We start from the raw sequence: 23,057 nt of genomic DNA, 5'->3' as shown, positions 1-23,057 counted from the left end.
TCAGCCCTCCGTTCCGGCGGGCGTGCGGACGGCGCCGGCCAAGGCATCGAGAGCCGCGCGGAAGCGCTCGGCCCGGTAGGTGTCTTCCCCCGCCAGCGTCTCGCGGGCGCGGGCCAGCAGCGGCCGCAGCGCGGCGGCATCCGCCAGCTGGCCGTCGGCAGCGAGCTGTTCCAGCAGCGGCGCGATGGCCATGTAGGCCTGCTCCGCGCCGGCGTAATCGCTGTACTCGCCGCTGCGGCCAATGGCGATCAGGCGCTGGAGCACCGCGCGCATCTGCGCGGCGTCGAAGGCCTGTGCACGAAGCACCGGAACCAGCGCATCGAGGCGGGCGATCAGGCGGCGCAGCGCGGCTTGGGGATCTCCCTGCCCGGCCGAAACGGCGGCATGCACGCCGCGCACCTCGTTGCGGAAGGCCGCGGCCTGATCGGGGACCACGGCTTCGGTGATGGCCCGCAGCATCAGAAGGTGGCCGTCGTTGACCCGCACGCGCCCCGGCCCGATGCCGAGACGCGGCGACCAGCGGTTCGCGCTCATCGGCTTGTGGCAGGCGTGGCAATCGAAGGCGGAGAGTTCCGGGAACAGGCCGTCGCGTCCGCGCGTCGGATGCGCCAACGTTTCGAGCATCGCCTTCGCGCCGAACAGCTGGCCCAGCGCCCAGACGCGCCCGGCGGAGAAATCGCCCTTGCGCTGGCGCCAGTCGGCATCGATGGCGTAATGCGGCGGCTGCAGGGCGGCGAAGGTGCCCACTTCGAAGCCGAGGCGCGGATGGCCGGCGCCCATGATCCGGTGCGTCACCCAACGGTCGCCGTCACCGACGTGGCAGGACGTGCACAGCCGCGCTTGGCCGACCGGATCAGAGGTCGGGTACAGGCCGTTGGCGAGGTTCTTCGCGTGCGACGCGTCGGACGACGTGTGCGACGCCACCCAGCGCTCCGCCGGGCCGTGGCAACCCTCGCAGCTGATCCCGTCCGAGAGCACGAAGCGCTCACCGCGCTGCTCGGCGGGTGGCGCATAGGCATGGCAGGCGAGGCATTCCGGTGCTTCGTGCGCCGGCGTCGACAGGCCCAGCTTCCGCGCGATCGAGACGCTCGCGGGCGTCAGCAGGGTGGCGTAGGCGCGGGTGTGGCGATCGAGCCGCGCCCAGGTGGTGTACTCGTTGTGCAGCACCACGTCGTCCCAGGCCAGCACCGAGCCGTGGCAGGTGCTGCTGGCGCAAGTGACGGTGCCGAGGCTGGTGCCGGAGGCCCGATCGGGCATCGGCTGGCGCAGCGCGTTCTCGGCGCGGATGGCGTCGTCGGACGGCGTCCATGCCACCGGCGTCGAGCTGGCGCGGGACGCGGCGAAGGCAGGGAGCACCGGCGCCATCGCGAGTAGCAGGATAACCAAAGCATCGCGCGGGATCATTGACGGGCTCCAGCGGCGGGCAAGGTGTTGCGGACCGTCCACACCGTCCCGTCCGGGTTCAGGTACAGACGCTGCATCTCTTCGAGGTTGAACGGCCGCGAGCCGAGCCGGCCGAACACGGCGATCTGCCCGCCGGTCTCGTCGACGGCGCGGTCGCGATCGAGGCCCTTCGAGAGGGCGATCGCCGGGCTGCGGGTGGCGCGGCTGGCGATCAGCGCCGGCTTCGGCTCCGGCGAGAATCCGTAGAAGTTCGGCTGGCTCTCCGGCGAGGTGAGCTGGATCACCCGCAGGCCGTTGCGGCCATCCGCCACGTAGGCGAACAGCGAGGCATTGGTCGAACCGACCACCACGTCGCGTGCATCGTTGATCGCGCCGTCCGCCGTGAAGCGCGTCAGCAGCGTGGGCGCCTCGGGCCGCGTGACATTGACGATGGCGAGCCCTTCGGCCCCGGCCGCGACGTAGGCATAGGTGCGCGCGACGTAGACGCGGCGGGCATCCTGCAGCGCCACCGACGTGGGCAGCAGGCGCGGAGCGCGAGTGTCGGTGAGGTCGACGACATGCAGGCCGCTGCCGGCGGTGACGAACAGGTAGCGGAACTGCACGGCGGTGGCGCGGGCGTCGTCCAGCGCGACGAAGGCCAGGGCCTTCGGCTTCAGCGGATCGTCGAGGTCGACCACCTGCACGCCACGCGGCGTGGTGACGTAGGCGTAGTGGCCGGCGACGACGATGTGGCGGGCGCCAGTGAGCACCCCACCCTCGTTCCACGTGGCCGCGCGCTCGAGGAAGTTGTTGCGCGGCTCGCCGTCGGCGAAGGTGTCGACCTTCACCACGATCAGGCCTTCCTCGGCATCGACCACGAAGGCGTAGTGGTAGATCGGGTGGAAGGGCTGCTCCTGGTTGGTGACCCGCATCAGCTCGCCTTCGTTCTTGAACGGGGCGATCGGCTGGTTGGTGGGCAGCGCCATGCAGGTGGCGTTCTTCGACGGCACGTGGGCGTCGTGGCCCAGCGGCGAGAACGGCGCGCGGATGATCCGCTGCGAGAAGCCCTTGTTCGGCAGCGAGGCCGCGTCATACACGCGGAAGCCGCCCTCGCCTTCCGCCACGTAGACATATTCGCCGCGCATCTGGATGCACTGCGCCGGGCCGTCGCTGTCGATGCCGTAGGCCTCGCGGAGCTGACGGTCGCGCGCTTCGTGCTGCCGGTAGAAGTCCGGATAGGCCATGCGCTGCAGGTAGCTGCCGATCACCGCCTGCGGCTCATCGAGTTCGGTGACGTTGACGCCCTCGACATGGCCCTCTTCGCCCACCAGCGCGTAGCCGCCGATGAAGTTGACGAAGTTGGTGCCCTGCAGCAGAAGCTGGGCCATGATCGCGTTGTTGTCGCCATTGCCCGAGACGTGGCAGTCCTCGCACTGCTTGGTTTCGGTGAGGCGCTCGGTGTGCGGGTAATGCGGCGCGAAGGCCTGCGAGGAGAAGCCGCTGGAGGCCACCGGCGGCTGCTGGATGTAGATGCGCTCGCGGTTGATGTTCTGCGAACTCAGCACGAGGGCCGAACTGGAGCGGATGGGCGCAATGGTGTTGCCTTTCACCGTGCCGTGCAGGCCCAGCTGGAATACGTCATCACGCACCACCTGCACGTTGTAGGTGGCGTAGTTGCGCGTCTCGCCGCCCTCGTAGTGGTTGCGCTCGGTTTTCCAGTTGGCCTGGATGGGCAGGTGGCAGCCGGAGCAACTGGTCGTCCACGACAGATGGCAGGTGTAGCACTCCATCTTGTCGTCGCCGTGGGCCAACTCGGCGTCGGAGGCATTCGCGAAAGCGGCCTCGGCGTTCCATTCGCCGTTGCGGGCCGCCGCCCCCATCTGCGTGAGCTTGGCGCGCGCCGCCTTCTCGTTGTAGTCCGCGTTGGCCGGGTTCACCGAATCGCGCGTGAGGCTCACCTTCCACTCGAGGTCCGGGTACAGCGCCGAACGCTGGTAAAGCGCGCCGTCGCGCCACTCGAATCGCGGCCGGCCGTCCTGCGTGCGCAGCAGGGAGAGGTCCATGCCGCCCGGACGCGCCGCCGGCCCGGACGTGGTGAGCGTCGGGTAGGCCCGCGCCGTGCCGTGGCAGTCGGCGCAGTCGATCTCGATGGCGGCGGCCACTTCGCCATAGATGTGGCCGTTGCCGTGCATGTCCTGCTCGAAGTGGCAGTCCACGCAGTGCATGCCCTTGTCGAGGTGGATCGATGACAGGTGCACGGCCTTGTCGAACTTCTCGGGATCGTCGTTGGCGACCTGCGCCCCTTCGGCGTCGAGCAGGTTGCCCTCGCGGTCGCGCTTGAAGACCGCGCGGAAGACCCAGCCGTGGCCGTGGTAGTCGGCGAACTGGGTGTCCTTCAGGGTCGGGTTGAGCCGCGAGATCTCGGCGAGGTACTCCGGGTCGGACCAACGACCGCGGACCGCCGCTTCTTCCGGATTGCGCAGGTTGATCTCGCGGATCTCCGCCGCCGTCGGGTAGCGCTGCTCTTCCGGCCACAGGGCCGCGGCATCGCTCTCGTAGTCCGTTTGCACGTAGCCGTAGAACGAGTTCACGTAGATGTTCGGCTGGTGCATGTGGCAGACCATGCACTGCGAAGACGGGATCGAACGCGTGAACGCGTGCTGGATCGGGCTGCCGCGCGTGCCGGCGGGGATCGTCGGATCGACGGTCGCGGTCTGGCCACGGTTGCCGTGCACGGCGTAGGGGCCGGAATGGCGCGGATCGCGGTCGTTGGCGTAGACGGTGTGGCAGGCCGTGCAGCCCGAGCTGCGGTAGTCGCCGGGGTTGTCGTTGGTGCCCAGCATCCACAGGTGCGGGTCGTTGAGCCGCGTCTTCGTCAGGTTGATCACCGGCACCGCGATGCGGCTGCCGGTGCCCGGCCCGCGGTTCGATTGGCGCAAATCGGGGCGTCCGGGCTCGTCGAGGCGCTGGATCTGGCCCAGCGAATTCGGCAGGCCGATTTCGGGGAACTGCGAGTTGATCACGCGGCCGCCGCGCTCGAACACGCGGAACACGTCGGCCGGCGGCACCGTCTCCCACGCCGGCAGCGGCGCAAGGTAGGGCAGCACCCCGCGCGCGGCGAGCGCCGGGTCGCTGGCGTCGACCGGGTTCCTCAACAGGGCCGGCGTGCCGTCGCGCGAATAGGCTTCGCCGAGGTTGTAGATCTTGTTCGGCAGGATGCCGTTGTTGTACGCCGCACCGCCCCAGAGCATCGCGGAGGTGGCCATCAGGCTGCGTTCCTGCGCCTGGATGATCGGCAGGTGGCAGGCGCCGCAGGCCTCGCGCGCGATGCGCAGGTCGCCGGGGTTCACGAAACGCACGTAGGCCGGATGCTCCTGCGTCCAGCGCGCCATGCTGTGCTTCGGGTTGCCCGGCCCGTGGCCGAAGGTGCCGACATCGGCAGGCAGCACGTGGGCCGCGTCCTTCAGCGCGGTGTAGGCCTCGCTGTCCGGCGCCTCGCTGCCGCGCCGCACGGCGGGATCGCCGCCGTGGCAGTCCGCGCAGCCCAACACCACGCCGGGGTTGGCATGCATGGTCGGCTGGTCGGTCCTCTCGTGGCAGGTGGTGCAGCCCACCGATTTCGTGTCGGCGAGCGTCTGCGGCTGCCGCGCCGGCGCCGCGGGGAACTCGTGGTAGGTGCGTTCGACCTTCTCGATGCCGGCCGAGCGCACCGTGAGCGACACCGAGCCCAGCGCCAGCGTCACGCTCAGCGAGAACAGCGCGGCGCGCAGCCGGAAAGTCGAGCGATGGACGTTGGCGTCGGTCATGGGCTCAGAAGGTCAGAAGCACGTTGACGATCCCGGAATACAGCGTGCCCTGCTCCGTTCCGTAGAAACGCTGGAGGCCATCGCCGGGCTTCAGCACCGCCAGCGAGCCGTTGACGACGATGTTCTGGATGAACAGCGGCCGCCACTGCACGCCCACCGAGGCGTCCCAACCGATCGACTTCGGCGGCGGCGCCTCGTTGCGAAGCACGCCCAGCACTTCCGTTTCAAGGAAGCGCAGGTGGTTGACGTTGGTGGTGATCCGCAGCTCCGGCGTCAGGTCGATATCGGCGCCCACGCCGGCCAGCGCGAGGCCGGGGTTCACGAAGTTGGACTGCCCCTGCTCCTTCGAGGAGCGCAGCGAGGGCAACAGGCCGTTGCGGCCGCTCAGCGCGACGCCGCCACCACCGATCAGCGGGATGGTCTGGCGGATGAAGTAGCTGGTGTCGGCACCGGCGAATTGCGGGTTCTCGAAGATCGCGTCGAAACCGGTGGCCTTGCCGTCGTAGGGGTCCTTGTCGCCGCTGGCGTACAACACGCTGCCGCGCACGCGCACCCAGCTGAAGTCGCGCGACAGCTCGCTGGCATGGAAGAAGGCACGGATGCTTTGCGAGCGCTGGGCCAGCGGATGGCGCTCGTAATCGCCCAGCGCGGCGTAGGTCGTGGTGGTGAGGTTCAGCCGCGACTTCGGGAACCACGACGTGAGATGACCATCGCCGCTGACGCCGAGGTAGGTGACGTTGTAGCGGTGCGGCCGCAGGTCGCCGAGGAAGGCCGGGCGCACCAGGAAGCCGTTGGTGTCGTAGCGGAAGCGGTCCTCGCGGTTGCGGTTGTGCAGCACCGTCGCCTGCGAGGTGAAGCCCAGCCTCGGCCAGTCCTGCCGGTACACGTTCGCCACGAAGACGTCGTCGTGGCGCAGCGGCTCGGTGATGTCGTTGAGGCCGCTGTTGGTGTCCTTTTCCATCCGGCGGAACCACGCAAGGTTGTACTGCCAGAAGTTGTTGTCGCGATTGCCAAACAGACGCACGCCGAAAGGCTGGTCGATGAAGAGGAAGCCGCGGAAATCGCTGGTGAAGGGCTGGATGCCGATGCGCAGGCTGTCGAAGTCGTAACGGTCCGACACGTTGCGCAGGTGCTTGTCGTAGAACAGCTCCTGCAGCCCGAAGAAGGTGTCCGTGCGCGTTCGGCCGGCCTCCGGATCGATGCGCAGCAGTCCGGATTCTTGCGCCACGACACGGTTGATGTTGATCACCGGGACGATGCGGTACTCGTAGTCCGGCGGCTTGAAGGTGGTGTTGCCCTTGATCGCCGAGGCGCTGAGGATGAAGGTCTGCGCGCCGATCTCGAAGCGGTTGCGACCGTAGATGTCGTTGCCCTGCCCCGGCGTGCCGATCACCTGCGCCACCGGCACCGGGAAGCGGCGCGCCTCGCCGAGCGTGTCGCTGACGAGGTTCAGCGCGAGGAACCAGTCGCTGCCCCATTCGAGGATGGGGAAGTCGCCCTTCAGCACGTTCTGGTGGTACGGGTCGTACCAGGGGAAGCGGTAGCCGAGGCCCTGCATGATCCGCCAGCGGTCCGGCACCGACACCGATTCGCGCGGCAGGTTCGGCAATGGCGCCTCGACCTGGCCGGGCTGGGGCGGCGGAAGCGTCACCAGCGGTGCGACATCGCCGCCGGGACGGACCAGCGGCTCGATGGCCGGCGCCGGCACGCCATCGGCGCCCACCACGCGCGGCGCGCCCGGCGCCCGCATCGGCTCGACGTTCCATTGGCCGTCCGGCAAGCGCTCGCGCCGCAGCCAGGCCGTGCCGCCCTCGGCCGCCATGGCGCCGCCGCGAACGCGCACTTCGATCCACTCGCCCTGGCTCGCCACGACTTCGAGCAGGCGACCGCGGGCCACGTCGAAACGCGGCTCCGCATTGGCACGCGCGGCCGCGACAAGCACGAGGCGCGGCGCCATCACCTGCACGAGGGCGACGTCGGCGCGGGCAGCGACGGGCGGCGCTTCCGAATCGGCGCGTGCCGGCATCGCCACCGACAGCGCCAGCGCGGCGGCGCAGGCGCCGGAGAGGTTCAACGGGTGCAAGCGCGCGCGGAGCCGGCGAGTCATCGGCGGTCCTCCATGCGTTCGCGACGCAGCAGTGCGGGGATCTGCGGCTGCACCGCCGTGACCGGGGCTGCTCCCGTCGTCGGCAGGTCGCCGTCGCCGCCGCAGACGTTCTGCGCATCGCTGCCGTTGAACGGCGACTGCGGGCACTGCACGTAGCGCAAGCCAAGCTGGTCGGCGCGCTTCGCCAGCGGCGCGTGGCCGAGACCGCCGCCGCGCCAGCGCCCCGCTCGGGTGATGCCAAGGAAGGCGATCATGTCGTCCTGGTCGACGCCGTCCCCGGACACGCCCACGGCACCGACCAGCACGCCGTTCCGGTAGATCGGCACGCCGCCGGGGAAGATCTGGATGCCGTTGTCGGCACCGATGGCCGCAGCGGTGCAGCGGTTGATGATCGGGCCGCCCGGCGCCAGCGACGCGGCAAGGCCCGGGAACACCAGATCGAGCTGGAGGCCGACGTTGAACGGGCTCCAGTTCGGCTTCGGGCTGGACAGCGGGCCGCGCGAACGACCGTCGATGCCATCGGGAAACAGCGGCCGCGCGATGTTGCCGATGGCGCGCGCGGTGAAGGCGGTGCCGTCGGCGAAGATCGTCGGGCGTTGGAAAAAGCCGGCGGCCGCGCGCGGATCACCATTGAAATAGAACGCCTGCTGCGCGGCGGAGTTCGCCGCCGCGATGCGCGCCGCGGCGTCGGTGCGAGAGAACAGCGCCGCTGCGCGAGCCTTCTGCAGCGAAACGTCGATGCCGAAGATCGGCGCGTCCGGCGTACGGCCGATGCCGAGCGCCACGCCTTGGGCATCGACCACCGACACCGTAACCTGCGCCGGCGAGCCGAGCGGGATGCGGATCTGCGCGCGCGCGGCGTTCGCGACGGCGAGCGATTCGTCCAGCAGGCTGAGAACGTCGGTGGCACTGAGGCCTGCCGAGGCGATGGGCGGGTAGCGGTTGCTGCCGTCCGGGTTCAGCAGACCATGCGAGCCGCCAGCGAGATTGATGTTCTCGCGCGCCACGCCGGATTCCGGCAGGCCGAAGATGCGCCCGGTGCGTGGGCCGTCGGCGGCGACGTAATAGCCGCCGACATCGACGAAGGCGCCGCCGCTGGGCACGGTGGCCGCGGTGGCCACGAGACGACCGTCGGCATCGGAGAAGCGCAGGCTCACGCCGCCGGCCGTGACGCGCTCCGCACGGATGCATTCGGGCGGCGCGAAGCCGGCCAGCGCCGAGTGCGCGATCACTTCCTCGGGATCGTTGTCGAAGTCGAAGGGGAAGAGATCGAGGCTGTAGGTGGGCGCGCTGCCGGCGATCACGCCGATGCCACCGACGACGCTGCCGCCCTTGTACAGCGGGAAACCGCCCGGGTCGGCCGACAGGCCGAGCGGCGAGCGCCGTGGGCCGATGCCGAGCGCGCTGCCGCCCTGCACGAGGTCGCCGCAGGGCAACTGGCTGAACTGCACGCCGAACAGCGGCCCCGAGGGCACGTTGCGGATGGTCGGCGGGAAGTGGTCCTGCACGATGAAGCTGGCGGTTCGCGTGCTGAAGGCCTGGCCCGACGACGACAGGTAGGCGCCGGTGACCGCTTTCGCGATGGCCGCCGCCGTGCTCGGCACGACCAGGCCTTCGAGCCCACCGCCGCTCGACATGCCGCTGGTGATGCGCACGCTGGGCGCCGCGCCGTTGGTCTGGAACACGGCCAGCACGTTGCCCACCCGGTCGACCAAGGCGATCGTCGCCGGCTGGTTCAAACGCTGCGCGACATCGGCGGCCTGCGCCACCACGCGGCGCACGTCGGCGGACTCGAGACGCTGGTTCGGCAACGGGGTGCCCGGGCAGCGCGCTACCGCCTCGAACGACGCGCCGGCCAGCAGGACGGCGCCAACCATCGTCGCGCTGCGCAGTGCGGCGGCGCGCGGGCGACGTCGCGGTCGGCCCGATACCGTCATTGCGCCTCCGTCGGCACCAGGCGTCCCGCAAGCACGTCCGCCTCCTGCAGCGCGGCGTGGGCCGGGTGGTAGTCGTGGCACAGGCCACAATCGGATCGCACCTGCGTCGGTTCGGCCACGGCGCCCGCATGGCAGTCGCGGCAACCGGCGATTCCCGGCATCAGCACCTCGCTGGCGTCCGTCGAAGTGGCCGCCGCGTGGCAGGCACTGCACTCGGTCTGCACGTGCGCGGCGTGGCTGAAGCGGGCGCCCGGCATCCACGGATGCACCGGCGCCACCGGATCGATCCGGTATTGCGGCAGGTCGGCCCCCGGCGAGCCGGGCGGGCCACTCTCCGCGACGCGGGTGACGGTGTGGCAGACCGCGCAGGCGCGTTTCTCGAACAGGTCGGTGGCCTCGGCGCGGGCCAGCGCCAGGGCATCGCCGGGGCGTCCGACGAATCGCGCATCGGCCGCTTCCGTCGCACCCGGCCGCTGCACGGCGCCCGGGGCGGCCTCGGCGCGGCGCGGGTCGGTGTTGTTCGCGGCGAAGCTGTAGAACTCGCGGATCATCGACAGCGCGTCCTCGGCGGAGCCGTGCGGCACGCTGCGGCGCGCGAGCGACGTCTCCAGCGTGAGCGCGTGGCAGCTCTCGCAGTCGGTTTCGAAACGCACCGGCTCGAAGCCCAGCGCGTCCTCGGTCGCGCGATGGCAGCTGCCGCAAGCGAGCGTCTGCGGGCCCTCCGGCCCATCGATACCGGCCTTCAAATGCACGTCGTGCGGGAACTTGAGCCCGGTCGGCTCGATGGCCGGCTCGGCACCGAGGCGCAGCTTGCGCAGCGCCCCGCCGTCGCCGGCCACGCGCACCGCGAACTCCGGGTGGGCGTCGCCGAAATCGCGAACGTCCAGCAGCCCGAGCTCGGGCTTCCGCGCGGCCAGCTCGGCATGGCAATCGACGCAGGCCGGCCCGGATTGCGCGATGTTCTGCAGGGCCAAACCCTGTGGGCCCTGATGCTCGCGGTGGCAGGCGGCGCAGCGCGGCGCCGGATCGCCAGCGATCGGCGGCGAGGGCCCGCCGTGCGTCGTCACCGTGAGATGGCACGCCGTGCAGTCCTCGTCGCGAACGCGCGCGAAGGGCTCGCTGTGGCAGGCGCGGCAGTCGAGCGACAGCGCCGAATGCGCGGCATCCAAGGGGCCGGCATCCCAGACGCGATCCCAGGCATGCGCGGTGCGATGCGCGTGGATCTCCTCCGCGCTCACCGCCGTCATCCGCGGCGCGTCGGTGGCCGTCGCGCCCGCCTGCCGTTCGGCGGCCGAGTTCGACAACCACCACGGCACCAGCGCCAGCGTGGCGAGGGAGGCCAGCAAAAGGATCCACGACAGCAGGCGACGGCCGCGCAGGGGCCGACGCAGGGCGTCGAGCTCGGCGGCATTCGGGTCGGAGGGCGAGCTCGAGGCCATGGGCTACCAGTAGGTGAAGACCGCGAGGATGTGCGCCAGCAGGGCCCCCAGCAGCGCGAGCGACAGCGGCACGTGCACGACCAGCCAGACTTCCGTCCACGCCCGCAGGCGCAAATAGGCGCGGATGCGCTTCAGCTGCTGCAGGCGACGGAACTGCAGCGCGAACAGATCGCGCACCTCGCGCTCGGACGCGCGCAGGTCCGTGCGCAGGGATTCGACCGCCGCCGTCGTGGCACAGCCCGGCACGCGACGGAACAGCCGGCGCCAGCCCGGCCGGCCTATGGGGGCCTTGGCCGAGGCCTCGACCAACTCGAGGAAGCGCGGCGAGATCGTGGCCGCCAGCGCGCGCGCCTGCCCGTCGATCTCGCCCAGCGCGGCGGCGTGCTGCTCCAGCGTCTTGCCGTCGAGCAAGTCGCTCATCAGGCCCGGATTGCGCAGGTAGACCCCCACGCCCCACACGCCACTCGCGATGACCGCGACCATCAGGCCATAGGCCAACGTGTGCACGTTCCAACCGAACTGGAAGCCGGTGTGCAGGGTCGCGACGACCAGCAGCGACAGGCCGAGGTAGACGTGCGCCGACAGCCAGCCGCGCACGGTCCCGGCGCCGCCGAGGTACTGGCGTTTGCGGATGCCGAACAGCAGCAGCCAGACGATCAGCAGCGCCCCAACGGTGCCGAGGGTGTAGCCGAGCACGGTGCCGCCCCCCGGGCCAAAGCGCGGGGTGTCGACGGCGTACCAGCCGATGCTGGCGGCCATCAGCAGCGCCGACCACTTGAAGTAGCGCAGACGCTCGTGGCTCAGGATGTTGTCATTCGCCATCCGCGCGTCCCCTTGGCGAGCACCGGCGACCACGCCGCGAACCGCGGCGTGGAACGTGATGCATGGCTCGTTTTCCCCTGAGCTCGATTAGGCCGCGACGGCCCCGGAGCGTCAAGACTTTGTGCACGCGCCTCGCGATCCGACCCCGCGGCGGCTCGGGCCGCCCCGTTCCGCGCGCGGCCGAAGGGCTAAACTCCGCGGCCTCATGACGCTTCCCAGCCTTCCCGCCGCGCCGCTCCCCGCCCGCGGCCAGCAGCGCGCCGACTGGCGCCTCCCCGTCAACCCGACCGCTGCCGCGCTCGCGATCGTTGAACGCGCCCATGCGCACGATGGCCTGGTGGTTGCCGTCGCGCGCGACACCTCGTCGGCCCTGCGCCTCGAAGCCGACCTGAAATCGCTGGCCCGCGGGCTGCCTGTCCTGCATTTCCCGGACTGGGAGACCCTCCCCTACGACCTGTTCTCGCCGCACCCGGACATCATTTCCGAACGCGTGGCGGCGCTTTACCGGCTGCCGTCGCTCAAGCGCGGCGTGCTCGTGGTGCCGGTCTCGACCCTCCTCCAGAGGCTCGCACCGCCGGAGTGGGTGGCCGGCAACGTGCTGGACCTCAGGAAGGGCCAGAAGCTCGACCTCGACGCCGAGAAGCGCCGCCTGCAGGCCGCTGGCTACCGGCACGTGCCGCAGGTGAACGATCCTGGCGACTTCAGCGTGCGCGGTGCGCTGCTGGACCTGTTCCCCACCGGCGCCGCCGAGCCCTACCGCATCGAACTGTTCGACGACACCATCGATTCGCTGCGCAGCTTCGACCCGGAAACTCAGCGCTCGATGCACCCCATCGACGCCATCGAACTGCTGCCGGCCCGCGAGTTCCCGCTAGACGAAGCCTCCTGCAAGCGCGCCCGCGAAGCGATGCTCGACCGCTTCGACGTCAACCCGCGGCGCTGCCCGCTGGTGCAGGACCTGAAGGAAGGCGTGGCACCGGCCGGCATCGAGTACTACCTGCCGTTCTTCTTCGAACACACCGCCAGCCTGTTCGACCACGTGCCGGCCAATGCGCTGGTGGTGCTGGATACCGGCTGGGAGCAGGCTGCGGAGCAGCAGCTCGCCCAATGCGCGCAGCGCTGGGAACAGCGCCGCCACGACATCGAGCGCCCAGTGCTGCCGCCGGAGGACCTGTGGCTGCGCCTCGACGAGCTGCGCGCCGGGCTGAACCGGCACGTCCGCATCGAGCAGGTGCCGCCGGAACACCCGCGCTTCGAGAAGGGCCTGACGCTCGATGCGCAGCCGGCGCCCAACCTGGCGCTCGCCGCCAAGGGCGAAGCGCCGGCCGCCGCGCTCCGCGCCTTCCTGTCGAGCTATCCCGGCCGCGTGCTCGTCGCCGCCGATTCGCCGGGACGCCGCGAAGCGCTGATCGACGTGCTGGCGGCCGCCGACCTGAAGCCCCCCACGGTGGCCGATTGGGCGTCCTTCCTCGCCAGCGACCATCGTTACGCCATCGGCGTCGTGCCGCTCGATGCCGGTTTCGCGCTGGCCGAACCCGCCATCGCGGTGCTCACCGAGCGCCAGCTGTTCCCGGAAAAGGCCGAGCAGTCGCGCCGCCGCACGCGACGCGGCGTGCGCGACCCGGACGCCATCATCAAGGACCTGTCCGAGATCGGCGTCGGCTCGCCGATCGTCCACGAGGAGCACGGCGTCGGCCGCTACCGTGGCCTCGAGGTGCTGGAGGCCGGCGGCGTCGCCGGCGAGTACCTCGTCATCGAGTACGCCAAGGGCGACAAGCTCTACGTGCCGGTCTCGCAGCTGGAGCGCGTCTCGCGCTACTCGGGCGCGTCCACCGAACATGCCCCGCTGCACAGCCTCGGCGGCGAAGCTTGGGAGAAGGCGCGCAAGCGCGCCGCCGACAAGGTGCGCGACGTCGCCGCCGAACTGCTGGAGATCCAGGCGCGGCGCCAGGCCCGGGCCGGCCTCGCCCTGCCGGTCGACCGCGCGATGTACGAGCCCTTCGCGGCGACCTTCCCGTTCGAGGAAACGCCCGACCAGCTCAGCGCCATCGAAGCCGTCATCACCGACCTCGCCAAGCCCTCGCCGATGGACCGCGTGGTCTGCGGCGACGTCGGCTTCGGCAAGACCGAAGTGGCGGTGCGCGCGGCCTTCGTCGCCGCCGCCGCCGGCAAGCAGGTCGCGGTGCTGGTGCCGACGACCCTGCTCGCCGAGCAGCACTACCGGAACTTCCGCGACCGTTTCGCCGACTGGCCCATCCGCGTCGAGGTGCTGTCGCGCTTCAAGTCGGCCAAGGACATCAAGGCGGTGCTCGAACAAGTGGCCGAGGGCAAGGTCGACGTGATCGTCGGTACGCACCGCTTGCTGCAGGAGGACGTCAAGTTCAAGGACGTCGGCCTCGTCATCGTCGACGAGGAGCAACGCTTCGGCGTGCGCCAGAAGGAGCGCCTGAAGGCCCTGCGCGCCGAAGTGCACCTGCTCACGCTTACCGCCACGCCGATCCCGCGCACGCTGAACATGGCCATGAGCGGCCTGCGCGACCTGTCGATCATCGCCACGCCGCCGGCGCACCGCCTCGCGGTGAAGACCTTCGTCGCGCCGTGGGAGAACGAAACCGTCGTCGAGGCCTTCCAGCGCGAGCTGGCCCGCGGCGGCCAGGTGTACTTCCTGCACAACGAGGTCGACACCATCGAGAAGATGGCCCGCGACCTGCAGGCGCTGGTCCCCGACGCCCGCATCCGGGTGGCGCACGGCCAGATGGCCGAGCGCGAACTGGAACAGGTAATGCTCGACTTCCACCGCCAGCGCTTCAACGTGCTGGTGTGCACCACGATCATCGAATCGGGCATCGACATCCCAAGCGCCAACACGATCGTGGTGAACAGAGCCGACCGATTCGGGCTGGCGCAGCTTCACCAGGTGCGCGGCCGCGTCGGCCGTTCGCACCATCGCGCGTACTGCTACCTGATCGTGCCGCCGAAGCTCACCGGCGATGCCGAGAAGCGGCTCGAAGCGCTGGCGGCGATCGAGGAACTCGGCGCCGGCTTCATGCTGGCCACGCACGACCTCGAGATCCGCGGCGCCGGCGAGCTGTTGGGCGAGGAGCAATCGGGCCAGATCGCCGAAGTCGGCTTCTCGCTCTACACCGAACTGCTGGAGCGCGCGGTCAAGTCGATCAAGGCCGGCAAGATCCCCGACCTCGATGCCGGCGCCCCGATCGGACCCGAGATGAACCTCAACCTGCCCGCCCTGCTGCCCGACGACTACCTGCCCGACGTGCATGCCCGCCTCACGCAGTACAAACGCATCAGCGCGGCGAAGACCGTCGACCGCCTGAAGGAACTGCAGGTCGAGCTGGTCGACCGCTTCGGCGTGCTGCCCGATGCGGCGAAGCACCTGTTCGCGGTGAGCGAGCTGAAGCTCGATGCCGCGCGGCTGGGCATCCGCAAGCTCGATCTCGGCCCCACCGGCGGACGCCTCGTGTTCGATTCGAAGCCGAACATCGATCCGATGTCGGTGATCCGCATGATCCAGGGCCAGCCCAAGGTCTACGCGATGGACGGCCCGGAGAAGCTGAAGATGAAGCTCGACCTGCCCGACGCACCGAGCCGCCTGCGCGCCGCGCGGGCGCTGTTCACCACCTTGGCGCAGGGCTGAGCGATGGCGTCTGTCGAACCCGGCTTCGCGAAGCCGCACCGACCGCGCGCCGCCGCCCTGCCCGTCCTCGACGACGGCGTGATCCAGCTCGGCCCGTGGCCGGCGGAAACGGCCGACGCCGACGCGGAGGCACTGGCCCGCCTGCACGCCGATCCAGCCGGCATGAGCTACTGGAGCATCGAGCCCTGGACGCCGGGCGATCGTGCGCGGGCCGAGGCCTACCTCGACGACATCGAGGCGGGTGCGCGCGACGGCGACCTGATGCAGTTCGCCGCGCGCCTGCCCGGATCTCCCGCGCTGGTGGGCTGGGTGACGCTGTACCGGATCGAGCGGACGCATCGCCGCGCCGAGATCGGCTACCTCATCGACACCGCGCTCTGGGGCCGCGGCCTCGGCCGTCGCATGGTCGCGCTCGCGCTCGACCACGCCTTCGGGGCCCTGGCATTGCACAAGATCGAGGCGGACGTGGACCCGCGCAACGCGGCGTCCCGCCGGATGCTGGAATCACTCGGCTTCCAGCGCGAAGGGCTGCTGCGCCAGCGCTGGCGCACGGGCGGGGAACTTCAGGATTCAGCGATGTACGGGCTCATCGCCGACGAGTGGCGCGGCTGAAGGCCCTCAGGCCGCCGCACCCGCCGGGGTTTCGAACCACGACAGCATCGTCTCGGCGCCATCGGCATCGGTCGGATGCACGTACTCGTTGCGCTTGTTGCAATAGCGGTAGTCCTTCGACCACTCGGCGGCGTTCAGCACGCAGGCACGCACCGCGTCGACCAGCGCGTGGGCTTCGTCGTCCGTGGTGGTCGGATGGATGGACAGGCGCACCCAACCCGGTTTGTCCGAGAGGTCGCCGCTGTCGATCTTCTCGGTGATCGCCCGCGAACGGTTGGGGTCGACGCTCAGCAGGTAGTGGCCGTAGGTACCCGCGCACGAACAGCCACCGCGCACCTGCACCCCGAAGCGGTCGTTGAGCAGGCGGACGAGCAGGTTGTAGTGCAGGTCTTCGACATAGAACGAGAAGATGCCGAGGCGCTCCTCGAGGTGGTCGGCCAGCAGGTGCACGCCCGGGATCGCGCGAAGCCCCGGCATCAGGATGTCCCGCAACTCGTGCTCGCGCGCGAGGATGTTCGCGACGCCCATCTGCTCCTTGAGCCGAACGGCCATGGCCGCCTTGATGGTCTGCAGGAACGCGGGCGTGCCGCCGTCCTCGCGGGCCTCGACGTCATCGACGAAGGCGTGCTGCTGCCAGGGATTGGTCCAGTTCACCGTGCCGCCACCGGGCTGGTCCGGCACGCGGTTGTGGTACAGCGCGCTGTCGAAGATCAGCACGCCGGGCGTTCCCGGACCGCCGAGGAACTTGTGCGGCGAGAAGAAGATCGCATCGAGCTTGCACTCCGGGTCGGCCGGGTGCATGTCGATGTCGATGTAGGGGGCAGACGCCGCGAAATCCACGAAGCACAGGCCACCGTGGCGATGCATCACCTTCGCCAGGGCGTGGTAAGGCGTCTGGATGCCCGTGACGTTCGAGCAGGCTGTGAAGGCACCGATCTTCAGCGGCCGGTCGGCGTACTCACGCAGCAGGCGATCGAGCTGGTCGGGGCAGACCAGGCCGCGTTCGTCGGCCGGCACCACTTCGACGTCGCAGATGGTCTCCACCCACGAGGTCTGGTTGCTGTGGTGCTCCATGTGCGTCACGAAGACGATGGGGCGCCGCTCCGGCAGCATGACGTAGGCCGCGAGCTGCTCGGGCACGCGCAGCCCGAGGATGCGCTGCCACTTGTTGATCATCGCGGTCATGCCGCTGCCCTGGGTGATGATCACGTCGGACGGGCCGGCGTTGACATGCTGCTTGATGATCGCCTGCGCCGCCTGGTAGGCACGCGTCATCAGCGTTCCCGTCGTGTTGGATTCGCTGTGCGTGTTCGCCACGAAGGGCCCGAACCGCTCGAGCAACGCGCGCTCGATCGGTGCATAGAGCCGCCCGCTCGCGGTCCAGTCCGCGTAGCGGATGGCCTGCTCACCGAACGGCGACCGGAACGTCTGGTCGATGCCGATGATCTGTTCGCGGAAGGGGGTGAAGCGGGATTCGAGCGACGTCGGCACGGTGGACCTCATGGGCGGCCGCGCGATGGCGCGGCTCAGCGGCCGGACAATTTTCGCAGAGAAGCGTACTCGTGCACGAACCAGCCGCTTCCGCCGTCACGCGCAAGGGAGACCGCCGCCCCGGCCACGGCACTGGCCTCGATGGCGCGGAAGCGCGCCAGCGGCCCCAAGAGCAGCGGGTTGTAGAGGGGCGCCAAGCGCTGGGCCAGATGCTCACCGGGCCGGCGCTCGCCACGCTCGCCCAGCAGCAGCCCGGGGCGCAGGATGTCGACGCGCGGGAAGTTCTGTTCGGCCAGGCCACGCTCGGCTTCGGCCTTGACCCGAAGGTAGAAGTTGCCGGATTTCGCGTCCGCCCCGACCGACGACACGAGGATGGCGTGGCGCGCCCCGAGGGCCCGCGAGAGCGCGGCGAACTTCAGGACGAGGTCGCGATCGACCGCCACGAAGGCCGCCTGGTTGCCGGCCTTGCCCATCGTCGTGCCCAGGGCGCAGATCCAGATGTCTGCCTTCAGTCCAGCGAGACTGCGGCGCAGACCGCTATCGGTGCGGCGCTCGGCCGTGCTGGAGTCGTAGACGATATTGCGGAGACGAGGCGACTGGGCCATCAAGGGCGTGCGCGTCGGCGCCACGACCTCGAAAGGCTCGCCCGATGCCAGCAACCGCTTCAGCACCTGCCCGCCAACCAGCCCCGACGCCCCGGTGAGCAGCACCCGGCGGGTCTGCGCGTCGGTTTCCGGCAGCGGCAGACGAGCCTGCATGGCGACGTGGTGGGGGCGTGAAGGACGCCCGAGGCTAGCACGGGCCTCAAGACGGAAATACGATGGCCGCCACGGTTTTGCGCCGCGAAGGCGCAGGGATGACGAAACGGAATCATTTCCGCATAATAACCATTCGCATTTGCAACTCGTCCGGACCATGACCCGCCGCACCCCGCTCTCGCTCGCCCTCGCCCTTGGCCTCGCCCCCCTTCCCGGCCTCGCTGCGCCCGCTCCAGCCCCCGAACCGGCGAACACCAAGCGCACTTTGGCGACCATCGAGGTGGTGGGCCGACTGCCTGCCCCGGAAACGGCGGAGGGGAGCGCCACCACGCTCGACCAGAGCGTGCTGGTCTCGGCCCGCGCGCTCACCGTGAACGAGGCGCTGCGCAAGGTGCCCGGCGTGACCGTCCGCGACGAGGAAGGCTTCGGCCTGCGCCCGAACATCGGCATCCGCGGCAGCAACCCGACGCGCTCGACCAAGGTGCTGATCCTCGAGGACGGCCTGCCGGCGATGTATGCGCCTTATGGCGACAACGCCAGCTACTACCACGCGCCGATACAGCGCTACGACCGCATCGAGGTCCTGAAGGGTGCCGGCCTGCTGCGTTTCGGCCCGCAGACCATCACCGGCGCGATCAACTACATCACGCCCGACCCGCCGGAGGACGCCGCGGGCCACGTGGAGGTGTCGGCCGGCACGCGGGACTACCGCGCGCTGCATGCCAGTGTGGGCGGCCAGGGGCTGCTGGTCGACCTCGGCCACAAGCAGGGCAATGGCGCCCGCGACAACACCGCGCTGGAACAGACCGACCTGTTCGCCAAGTACCAGTGGCAGGTGAGCGAGCAGCACGCCCTCACCTTCCGGGCGAACACGCTCCGTGAAGCCTCCGAGGTCGGCTACTCCGGCCTCACGGAAGCCGAGTACCGCAACTTCGGCGCCGAGTACTACCCGTTCGAGAACGACCTGTTCGACATCGAACACGGCGCGCTCTCGGCCAGCCACGCCTGGACCCCGCGCGAGGGCCTGCAACTGCTGACTTCGGCCTACTACACCGAGTTCGTCCGCGACTGGTGGCGCCAGTCCAGCACGACCACCGACACGCAGTGCGGCACCGCGTTCCGCGATGCCCGCCTGCGCGGCGAGCGCGTGAATCCAGCGCTGTGCAACTCCGCGCAGGGCCGACTTCGCCGCTACTACACCTGGGGCGTCGACACGCGCCTGAGCTGGGACACCAGCCTGTTCGGGACGTCCGGCAGCAGCGAGGCCGGCCTGCGCTGGCACGAGGAGGACCAGATCCGCTTCCAGGTGAACGGCACGGCGCCCGCCGCGCGCACCGGCACCCTCGTCGAGAACAACCTGCGCACCGCCGAAGCACTGGCCGCCTTCGCCACCACCACCTTCGATCTCGGCACCGTGCAATTGACCCCGAGCGTGCGTCGCGAAGACATCGCGTTCGCTCGCCAGAACCGCCTGCCCGGCGGCCTCGGTGGGGCAGAAGACATCGCCGAAACCACCTGGGGTCTGGGCGCGAACTGGATCGTCAGCGACGCCGTCGTGCTGTTCGCCTCGGCGCATGAAGGCTTCGCCCCGCCGCGCGTCGAAGACTTGATCGCGGGCAACGGCACCAGCGTCGCCGTGGGCGCCGAGGACAGCCTGAACCTCGAACTCGGCCTGCGCACGCGCTGGCAGGGCATCGACGTCGAGGCCACCGTGTTCCGAACCGACTTCGCCAACCAGGTCGTGGTGGGCTCGATCGCCGGCGGCAGCACGCCGCTGGCGCAGGGCGAAACCGAGTACGCGGGCTTCGAATTCGCGGCCGGCATGAATCGCGGCGCGCTGCAGCGCCGTAGCGGCGAGTTCTACGCCAACCTGGCCATCACCTGGCTGCCCACGGCCGAACAGAGCACGGTGCTACGCCGCGTCGACACCGGCGCCGCCGCCAACGGCAGCGTCGCCGGCAACCGCCTGCCCTACGCCCCGGACCTCACCACCACCTTCCGCGTCGGCTACGTGCGTGGCGCTTGGGACGGCTCGATGGAAGTCCAGCAGATCGGCCGCCAGTGGGCCGACTTCGCCAACACGCGCCACCCGGCCGTGAACGGCGACGGACAGTTCGGCCAGCTCGACGGCTACGCCACCTGGAACGCCACCCTGAACTACGAGCCGGACGGAAGCGCCTGGAGCGGCTACGTCGCGGTGAAGAATCTCACCGACCGCGAGTACATCGTCGACCGCACGCGCGGCCTGCTGTTCGGCAACCCGCGGCAGATCGTCGCCGGCCTGCGCTACGGCTGGTAAGCCCCGGCGTATGCTCGGGGCTCCCCTTGCCGGAGCCCCGCCATGCGTCCGCCATCCGCCCGCCGCCGCGAACTGATCGCCGCGCTGCTCGTCGGTGTTCCCGCTCTCGTGGCGGCGCCATCGCTGCTTGCGCAGTCCGGCCTCGAGCGCGCCCTGCAACGCATTGGCGGTTCGCGCGGCAGCGCGGGGGCCCTGACATCGTCGGACGCTGCCGGCGGCATCAAGGAAGCACTCGCCCAGGGCGTCGACCGCTCGGTGCGGCAACTGGGCCGGCCGGACGGTTTCTTCCGCGACCAAGCGGTGAAGATCCTCGTGCCGGATCGCCTGAAGCAGCTCGCCGACCTCGCGCGCAAAGCCGGCCAAGGCGCGCGCGTCGATGCCTTCGAGGAATCGATGAACCGTGCCGCCGAGAAAGCCGTGCCTGCAGCGGCCGGCATCCTCGCCGACGCCGTGCGCGCCATGACGGTGCAGGACGCCATCGGCATCGTTCGCGGTGGCGGCACCTCAGCCACCGATTACTTCAAGCGCACGAGCGGCGGAGCCCTGTTCGCGTCGTTCCGCCCGATCGTGGCGCGACAGACCGCCAGCGTCGGCGTCACCGAGAAGTACAAGGCCTTCAGCGAACGCGCCGGTGGCGGCGCCCTGGGCGCGCTGCTCGGCGGCGGCGGTCGCGACGGTCGTTCGGCCCTAGACCTCGACGACTACGTGACGAACCGGTCCATCGACGGCCTGTTCCACGTCATCGGCGGGCAGGAGCAGGCGATCCGTTCGAACCCGGCCTCGCGCAACACCGACCTGCTGCGACGCGTGTTCGGCTGAATCGCGCTGCTCAGCCGACGCGCGAGGACTCGCGCCACTCGACGCTTGCGAGGATCACCAGCACGAGTGCTTCGACCATCACATAGGCAGCGGCGATGAACGTCACGGTGTCGCGGAATGCCCAGACCGCGATCAGTGAGGCGAGCGCATAAGCGAGGTTCGCGAATGCGAGCTTTCGAAGTCGGGGCACGGGCGGTGACTGCCGCCACAGCGCCAACGCACCGACAGCGGCCATGCCGACGGCGACGCCACCCAGCACCCACCAGACGACCGACGGCACGCCACTCTGGACGACGCCGCTCGCCAGCAACCCCAACGTGATCGCGGCGGTGAGCGCCGCGCCCGCCGCATCGATCGCGAGCAGCCGCCGCAGACGCGACGACGGCTCGCGCTCACTCACTCGACGACCACCGGGATGCCGAGGCTCTTGGCGATGCGGCCCTTCCACTCGGCCGGTCCCGTCGTGTGCACGGATTCACCGCGCGAATCCACGGCCACGGTGACCGGCATGTCCTTCACCTCGAACTCGTAGATCGCCTCCATGCCGAGGTCGGCGAAGCCCACGACCTTGGCCGCCTTGATCGCCTTCGACACGAGGTAGGCCGCGCCGCCCACAGCCATCAAGTAAGCGCTCTGGTGGTTTTTGATCGCTTCGATGGCCACGGGGCCGCGCTCGGCCTTGCCGACCATCCCGAACAGTCCGGTCGCTTCGAGCACCTGGCCGGTGAACTTGTCCATGCGCGTGGCGGTGGTGGGGCCGGCCGGGCCGACGACTTCATCGCGCACCGGATCGACCGGGCCGACGTAGTAGATGAACTTGCCGCGCAGGTCGACCGGCAGCGCCTCGCCCTTGTTGAGCATGTCGACCATGCGCTTGTGCGCCGCGTCGCGACCGGTGAGCAGCTTGCCGTTGAGCAGCAGCACGTCGCCGGGCGTCCAGCTCGCGATCTCCTCCTTGGTGATCGCATCGAGGTTGACGCGCTTGCCCTTCGAGGCGTCGTAGGTCAGCTCCGGCCAGTCCTCGAGCGAGGGCGGCTCCAGCATCACCGGGCCGCTGCCATCCAGCGTGAAGTGCGCGTGTCGCGTGGCCGCGCAGTTCGGAATCATCGCCACCGGCAGGTTGGCCGCGTGCGTCGGGTAGTCCTTGATCTTGACGTCCAGCACAGTGGTCAGGCCACCAAGGCCCTGCGCGCCGATGCCCAGCCGGTTCACCTTCTCGTAGAGCTCGATGCGCAGCTCTTCCGCGCGATTGCTCGGGCCGCGCGCGATCAGGTCCTGAATGTCGATTTCTTCCATCAAGGATTCTTTCGCGAGCAGCATGGCCTTCTCGGCGGTGCCGCCGATGCCGATGCCCAGCATGCCCGGCGGGCACCAGCCCGCACCCATGGTCGGCACGGTCTTCAGCACCCAATCGACGATCGAATCCGACGGATTGAGCATCGCGAACTTCGACTTCGCCTCCGAACCGCCGCCCTTCGCGGCGACGATCACGTCGACCTTGTCGCCCGGCACGACCTTCATGTTCACGACGCCAGGCGTGTTGTCCTTGGTGTTGATGCGCTTGCCCGCCGGGTCGGCCAAAACGGAAGCGCGCAGCTTGTTGTCCGGGTGGTGGTAGGCGCGGCGCACGCCCTCGTGGCACATGTCCTCGACGCTCATCGTGGCGTCCCAGCGCACGTCCATGCCGATTTCAAGGAAGACGGTGACGATGCCGGTGTCCTGGCAGATCGGGCGGTGGCCTTCGGCGCACATGCGCGAGTTGATGAGGATCTGCGCCATCGCGTCCTTGGCCGCGGGGCTTTCCTCCTTCTCGTAGGCGGCCGCCAAAGCCTTGATGTAGTCGACCGGGTGGTAGTAGCTGATGTACTGCAGCGCGTCGGCGATCGACTGGATGAAGTCGTCCTGCTTGATGACGGTCATGGCGTGGCG

The 23,057-nt window shown here is 69.8% G+C and carries 14 protein-coding genes; 4 read left to right on the top strand and 10 right to left on the bottom strand.

What is annotated here, in order from left to right; genetic code table 11:
- From O9255_RS05865 to O9255_RS05840, 6 genes are read right to left on the bottom strand one after another with little or no spacing between them, the layout of a single operon-like run.
- Positions 1–1,404: a multiheme c-type cytochrome gene (locus O9255_RS05865; RefSeq protein WP_297865917.1), complete on the bottom strand. Its 1,404-nt coding sequence runs from the start codon at positions 1,402–1,404 to the stop codon at positions 1–3.
- Entirely contained in the window at positions 1,401–5,189 is a 3,789-nt protein-coding gene (locus O9255_RS05860) for a hypothetical protein (protein WP_297865916.1), read from the bottom strand. Before O9255_RS05860 ends, O9255_RS05865 begins: the two co-directional genes overlap by 4 nt.
- A gap of 4 nt (positions 5,190–5,193) precedes the next feature.
- The gene (locus O9255_RS05855) at positions 5,194–7,296 is read right to left on the bottom strand and encodes a hypothetical protein (RefSeq protein ID WP_297865915.1); all 2,103 of its coding nucleotides are present in this window, start codon (positions 7,294–7,296) and stop codon (positions 5,194–5,196) included.
- Positions 7,293–9,233 carry a heme-binding protein gene (locus O9255_RS05850; RefSeq protein WP_297865914.1) on the bottom strand — a complete coding sequence of 647 codons (1,941 nt, stop codon included), beginning with the start codon at positions 9,231–9,233 and terminating at the stop codon, positions 7,293–7,295. Before O9255_RS05850 ends, O9255_RS05855 begins: the two co-directional genes overlap by 4 nt.
- Complete coding sequence (locus O9255_RS05845) at positions 9,230–10,672, bottom strand: cytochrome c3 family protein (protein WP_297865913.1); 1,443 nt, start codon at positions 10,670–10,672, stop codon at positions 9,230–9,232. Before O9255_RS05845 ends, O9255_RS05850 begins: the two co-directional genes overlap by 4 nt.
- 3 nt (positions 10,673–10,675) lie before the next feature.
- The gene (locus O9255_RS05840; protein ID WP_297865912.1) at positions 10,676–11,494 is read right to left on the bottom strand and encodes a hypothetical protein; all 819 of its coding nucleotides are present in this window, start codon (positions 11,492–11,494) and stop codon (positions 10,676–10,678) included.
- A gap of 205 nt (positions 11,495–11,699) precedes the next feature.
- On the opposite strand from O9255_RS05840, the gene mfd reads away from it, so the two are divergent.
- Positions 11,700–15,149: a transcription-repair coupling factor gene (gene mfd, locus O9255_RS05835; RefSeq protein WP_297865911.1), complete on the top strand. Its 3,450-nt coding sequence runs from the start codon at positions 11,700–11,702 to the stop codon at positions 15,147–15,149.
- Between the two features lie 3 nt (positions 15,150–15,152).
- Positions 15,153–15,761, top strand: a complete 609-nt coding sequence (locus O9255_RS05830) for a GNAT family protein (protein WP_297865910.1) — start codon at positions 15,153–15,155, stop codon at positions 15,759–15,761.
- 6 nt (positions 15,762–15,767) lie between these two features.
- Here O9255_RS05830 and O9255_RS05825 read toward each other — a convergent pair whose 3' ends face one another.
- Complete coding sequence (locus O9255_RS05825) at positions 15,768–17,252, bottom strand: aminotransferase class V-fold PLP-dependent enzyme (RefSeq protein ID WP_297865909.1); 1,485 nt, start codon at positions 17,250–17,252, stop codon at positions 15,768–15,770.
- 35 nt (positions 17,253–17,287) lie between these two features.
- Positions 17,288–18,010: an NAD(P)H-binding protein gene (locus tag O9255_RS05820; RefSeq protein ID WP_297865908.1), complete on the bottom strand. Its 723-nt coding sequence runs from the start codon at positions 18,008–18,010 to the stop codon at positions 17,288–17,290.
- 157 nt (positions 18,011–18,167) lie between these two features.
- Here O9255_RS05820 and O9255_RS05815 point away from each other — a divergent pair, with 157 nt between their 5' ends.
- Together O9255_RS05815 and O9255_RS05810 are read left to right on the top strand one after the other, a co-directional pair.
- The gene (locus O9255_RS05815; protein ID WP_297865907.1) at positions 18,168–20,309 is read left to right on the top strand and encodes a TonB-dependent receptor; all 2,142 of its coding nucleotides are present in this window, start codon (positions 18,168–18,170) and stop codon (positions 20,307–20,309) included.
- Positions 20,310–20,351: 42 nt separating this feature from the next.
- Complete coding sequence (locus O9255_RS05810) at positions 20,352–21,128, top strand: DUF4197 domain-containing protein (RefSeq protein ID WP_297865906.1); 777 nt, start codon at positions 20,352–20,354, stop codon at positions 21,126–21,128.
- 10 nt (positions 21,129–21,138) lie between these two features.
- Here the strand turns inward: O9255_RS05810 and O9255_RS05805 are convergent, their stop codons facing one another.
- Entirely contained in the window at positions 21,139–21,528 is a 390-nt protein-coding gene (locus tag O9255_RS05805) for a hypothetical protein (protein WP_297865905.1), read from the bottom strand.
- Entirely contained in the window at positions 21,525–23,048 is a 1,524-nt protein-coding gene (locus O9255_RS05800; protein ID WP_297865904.1) for a fumarate hydratase, read from the bottom strand. The genes O9255_RS05805 and O9255_RS05800 overlap by 4 nt, the downstream gene beginning before the upstream one ends.
- Between the last annotated feature and the right edge of the window lie 9 nt (positions 23,049–23,057).

This window comes from Silanimonas sp. (assembly GCF_027530345.1).
In the GTDB taxonomy this organism is placed as follows: Bacteria; Pseudomonadota; Gammaproteobacteria; order Xanthomonadales; family Xanthomonadaceae; genus Silanimonas.
Note: the sequence above shows the minus strand (reverse complement) of the source record. Positions and strands in the feature narration are given on the sequence as shown.

What these genes read in the sequence shown, in the direction of transcription:
- O9255_RS05810 (WP_297865906.1), top strand. Translation starts at nt 20,352, where the DNA reads ATGCGTCCGCCATCCGCCCGCCGCCGCGAACTGATCGCCGCGCTGCTC.
- O9255_RS05840 (WP_297865912.1), bottom strand. Translation starts at nt 11,494, where the DNA reads ATGGCGAATGACAACATCCTGAGCCACGAGCGTCTGCGCTACTTCAAG.
- O9255_RS05855 (WP_297865915.1), bottom strand. Translation starts at nt 7,296, where the DNA reads ATGACTCGCCGGCTCCGCGCGCGCTTGCACCCGTTGAACCTCTCCGGC.
- mfd (WP_297865911.1), top strand. Translation starts at nt 11,700, where the DNA reads ATGACGCTTCCCAGCCTTCCCGCCGCGCCGCTCCCCGCCCGCGGCCAG.
- O9255_RS05865 (WP_297865917.1), bottom strand. Translation starts at nt 1,404, where the DNA reads ATGATCCCGCGCGATGCTTTGGTTATCCTGCTACTCGCGATGGCGCCG.
- O9255_RS05815 (WP_297865907.1), top strand. Translation starts at nt 18,168, where the DNA reads ATGACCCGCCGCACCCCGCTCTCGCTCGCCCTCGCCCTTGGCCTCGCC.
- O9255_RS05800 (WP_297865904.1), bottom strand. Translation starts at nt 23,048, where the DNA reads ATGACCGTCATCAAGCAGGACGACTTCATCCAGTCGATCGCCGACGCG.
- O9255_RS05850 (WP_297865914.1), bottom strand. Translation starts at nt 9,233, where the DNA reads ATGACGGTATCGGGCCGACCGCGACGTCGCCCGCGCGCCGCCGCACTG.
- O9255_RS05830 (WP_297865910.1), top strand. Translation starts at nt 15,153, where the DNA reads ATGGCGTCTGTCGAACCCGGCTTCGCGAAGCCGCACCGACCGCGCGCC.
- O9255_RS05860 (WP_297865916.1), bottom strand. Translation starts at nt 5,189, where the DNA reads ATGACCGACGCCAACGTCCATCGCTCGACTTTCCGGCTGCGCGCCGCG.
- O9255_RS05845 (WP_297865913.1), bottom strand. Translation starts at nt 10,672, where the DNA reads ATGGCCTCGAGCTCGCCCTCCGACCCGAATGCCGCCGAGCTCGACGCC.
- O9255_RS05820 (WP_297865908.1), bottom strand. Translation starts at nt 18,010, where the DNA reads ATGCAGGCTCGTCTGCCGCTGCCGGAAACCGACGCGCAGACCCGCCGG.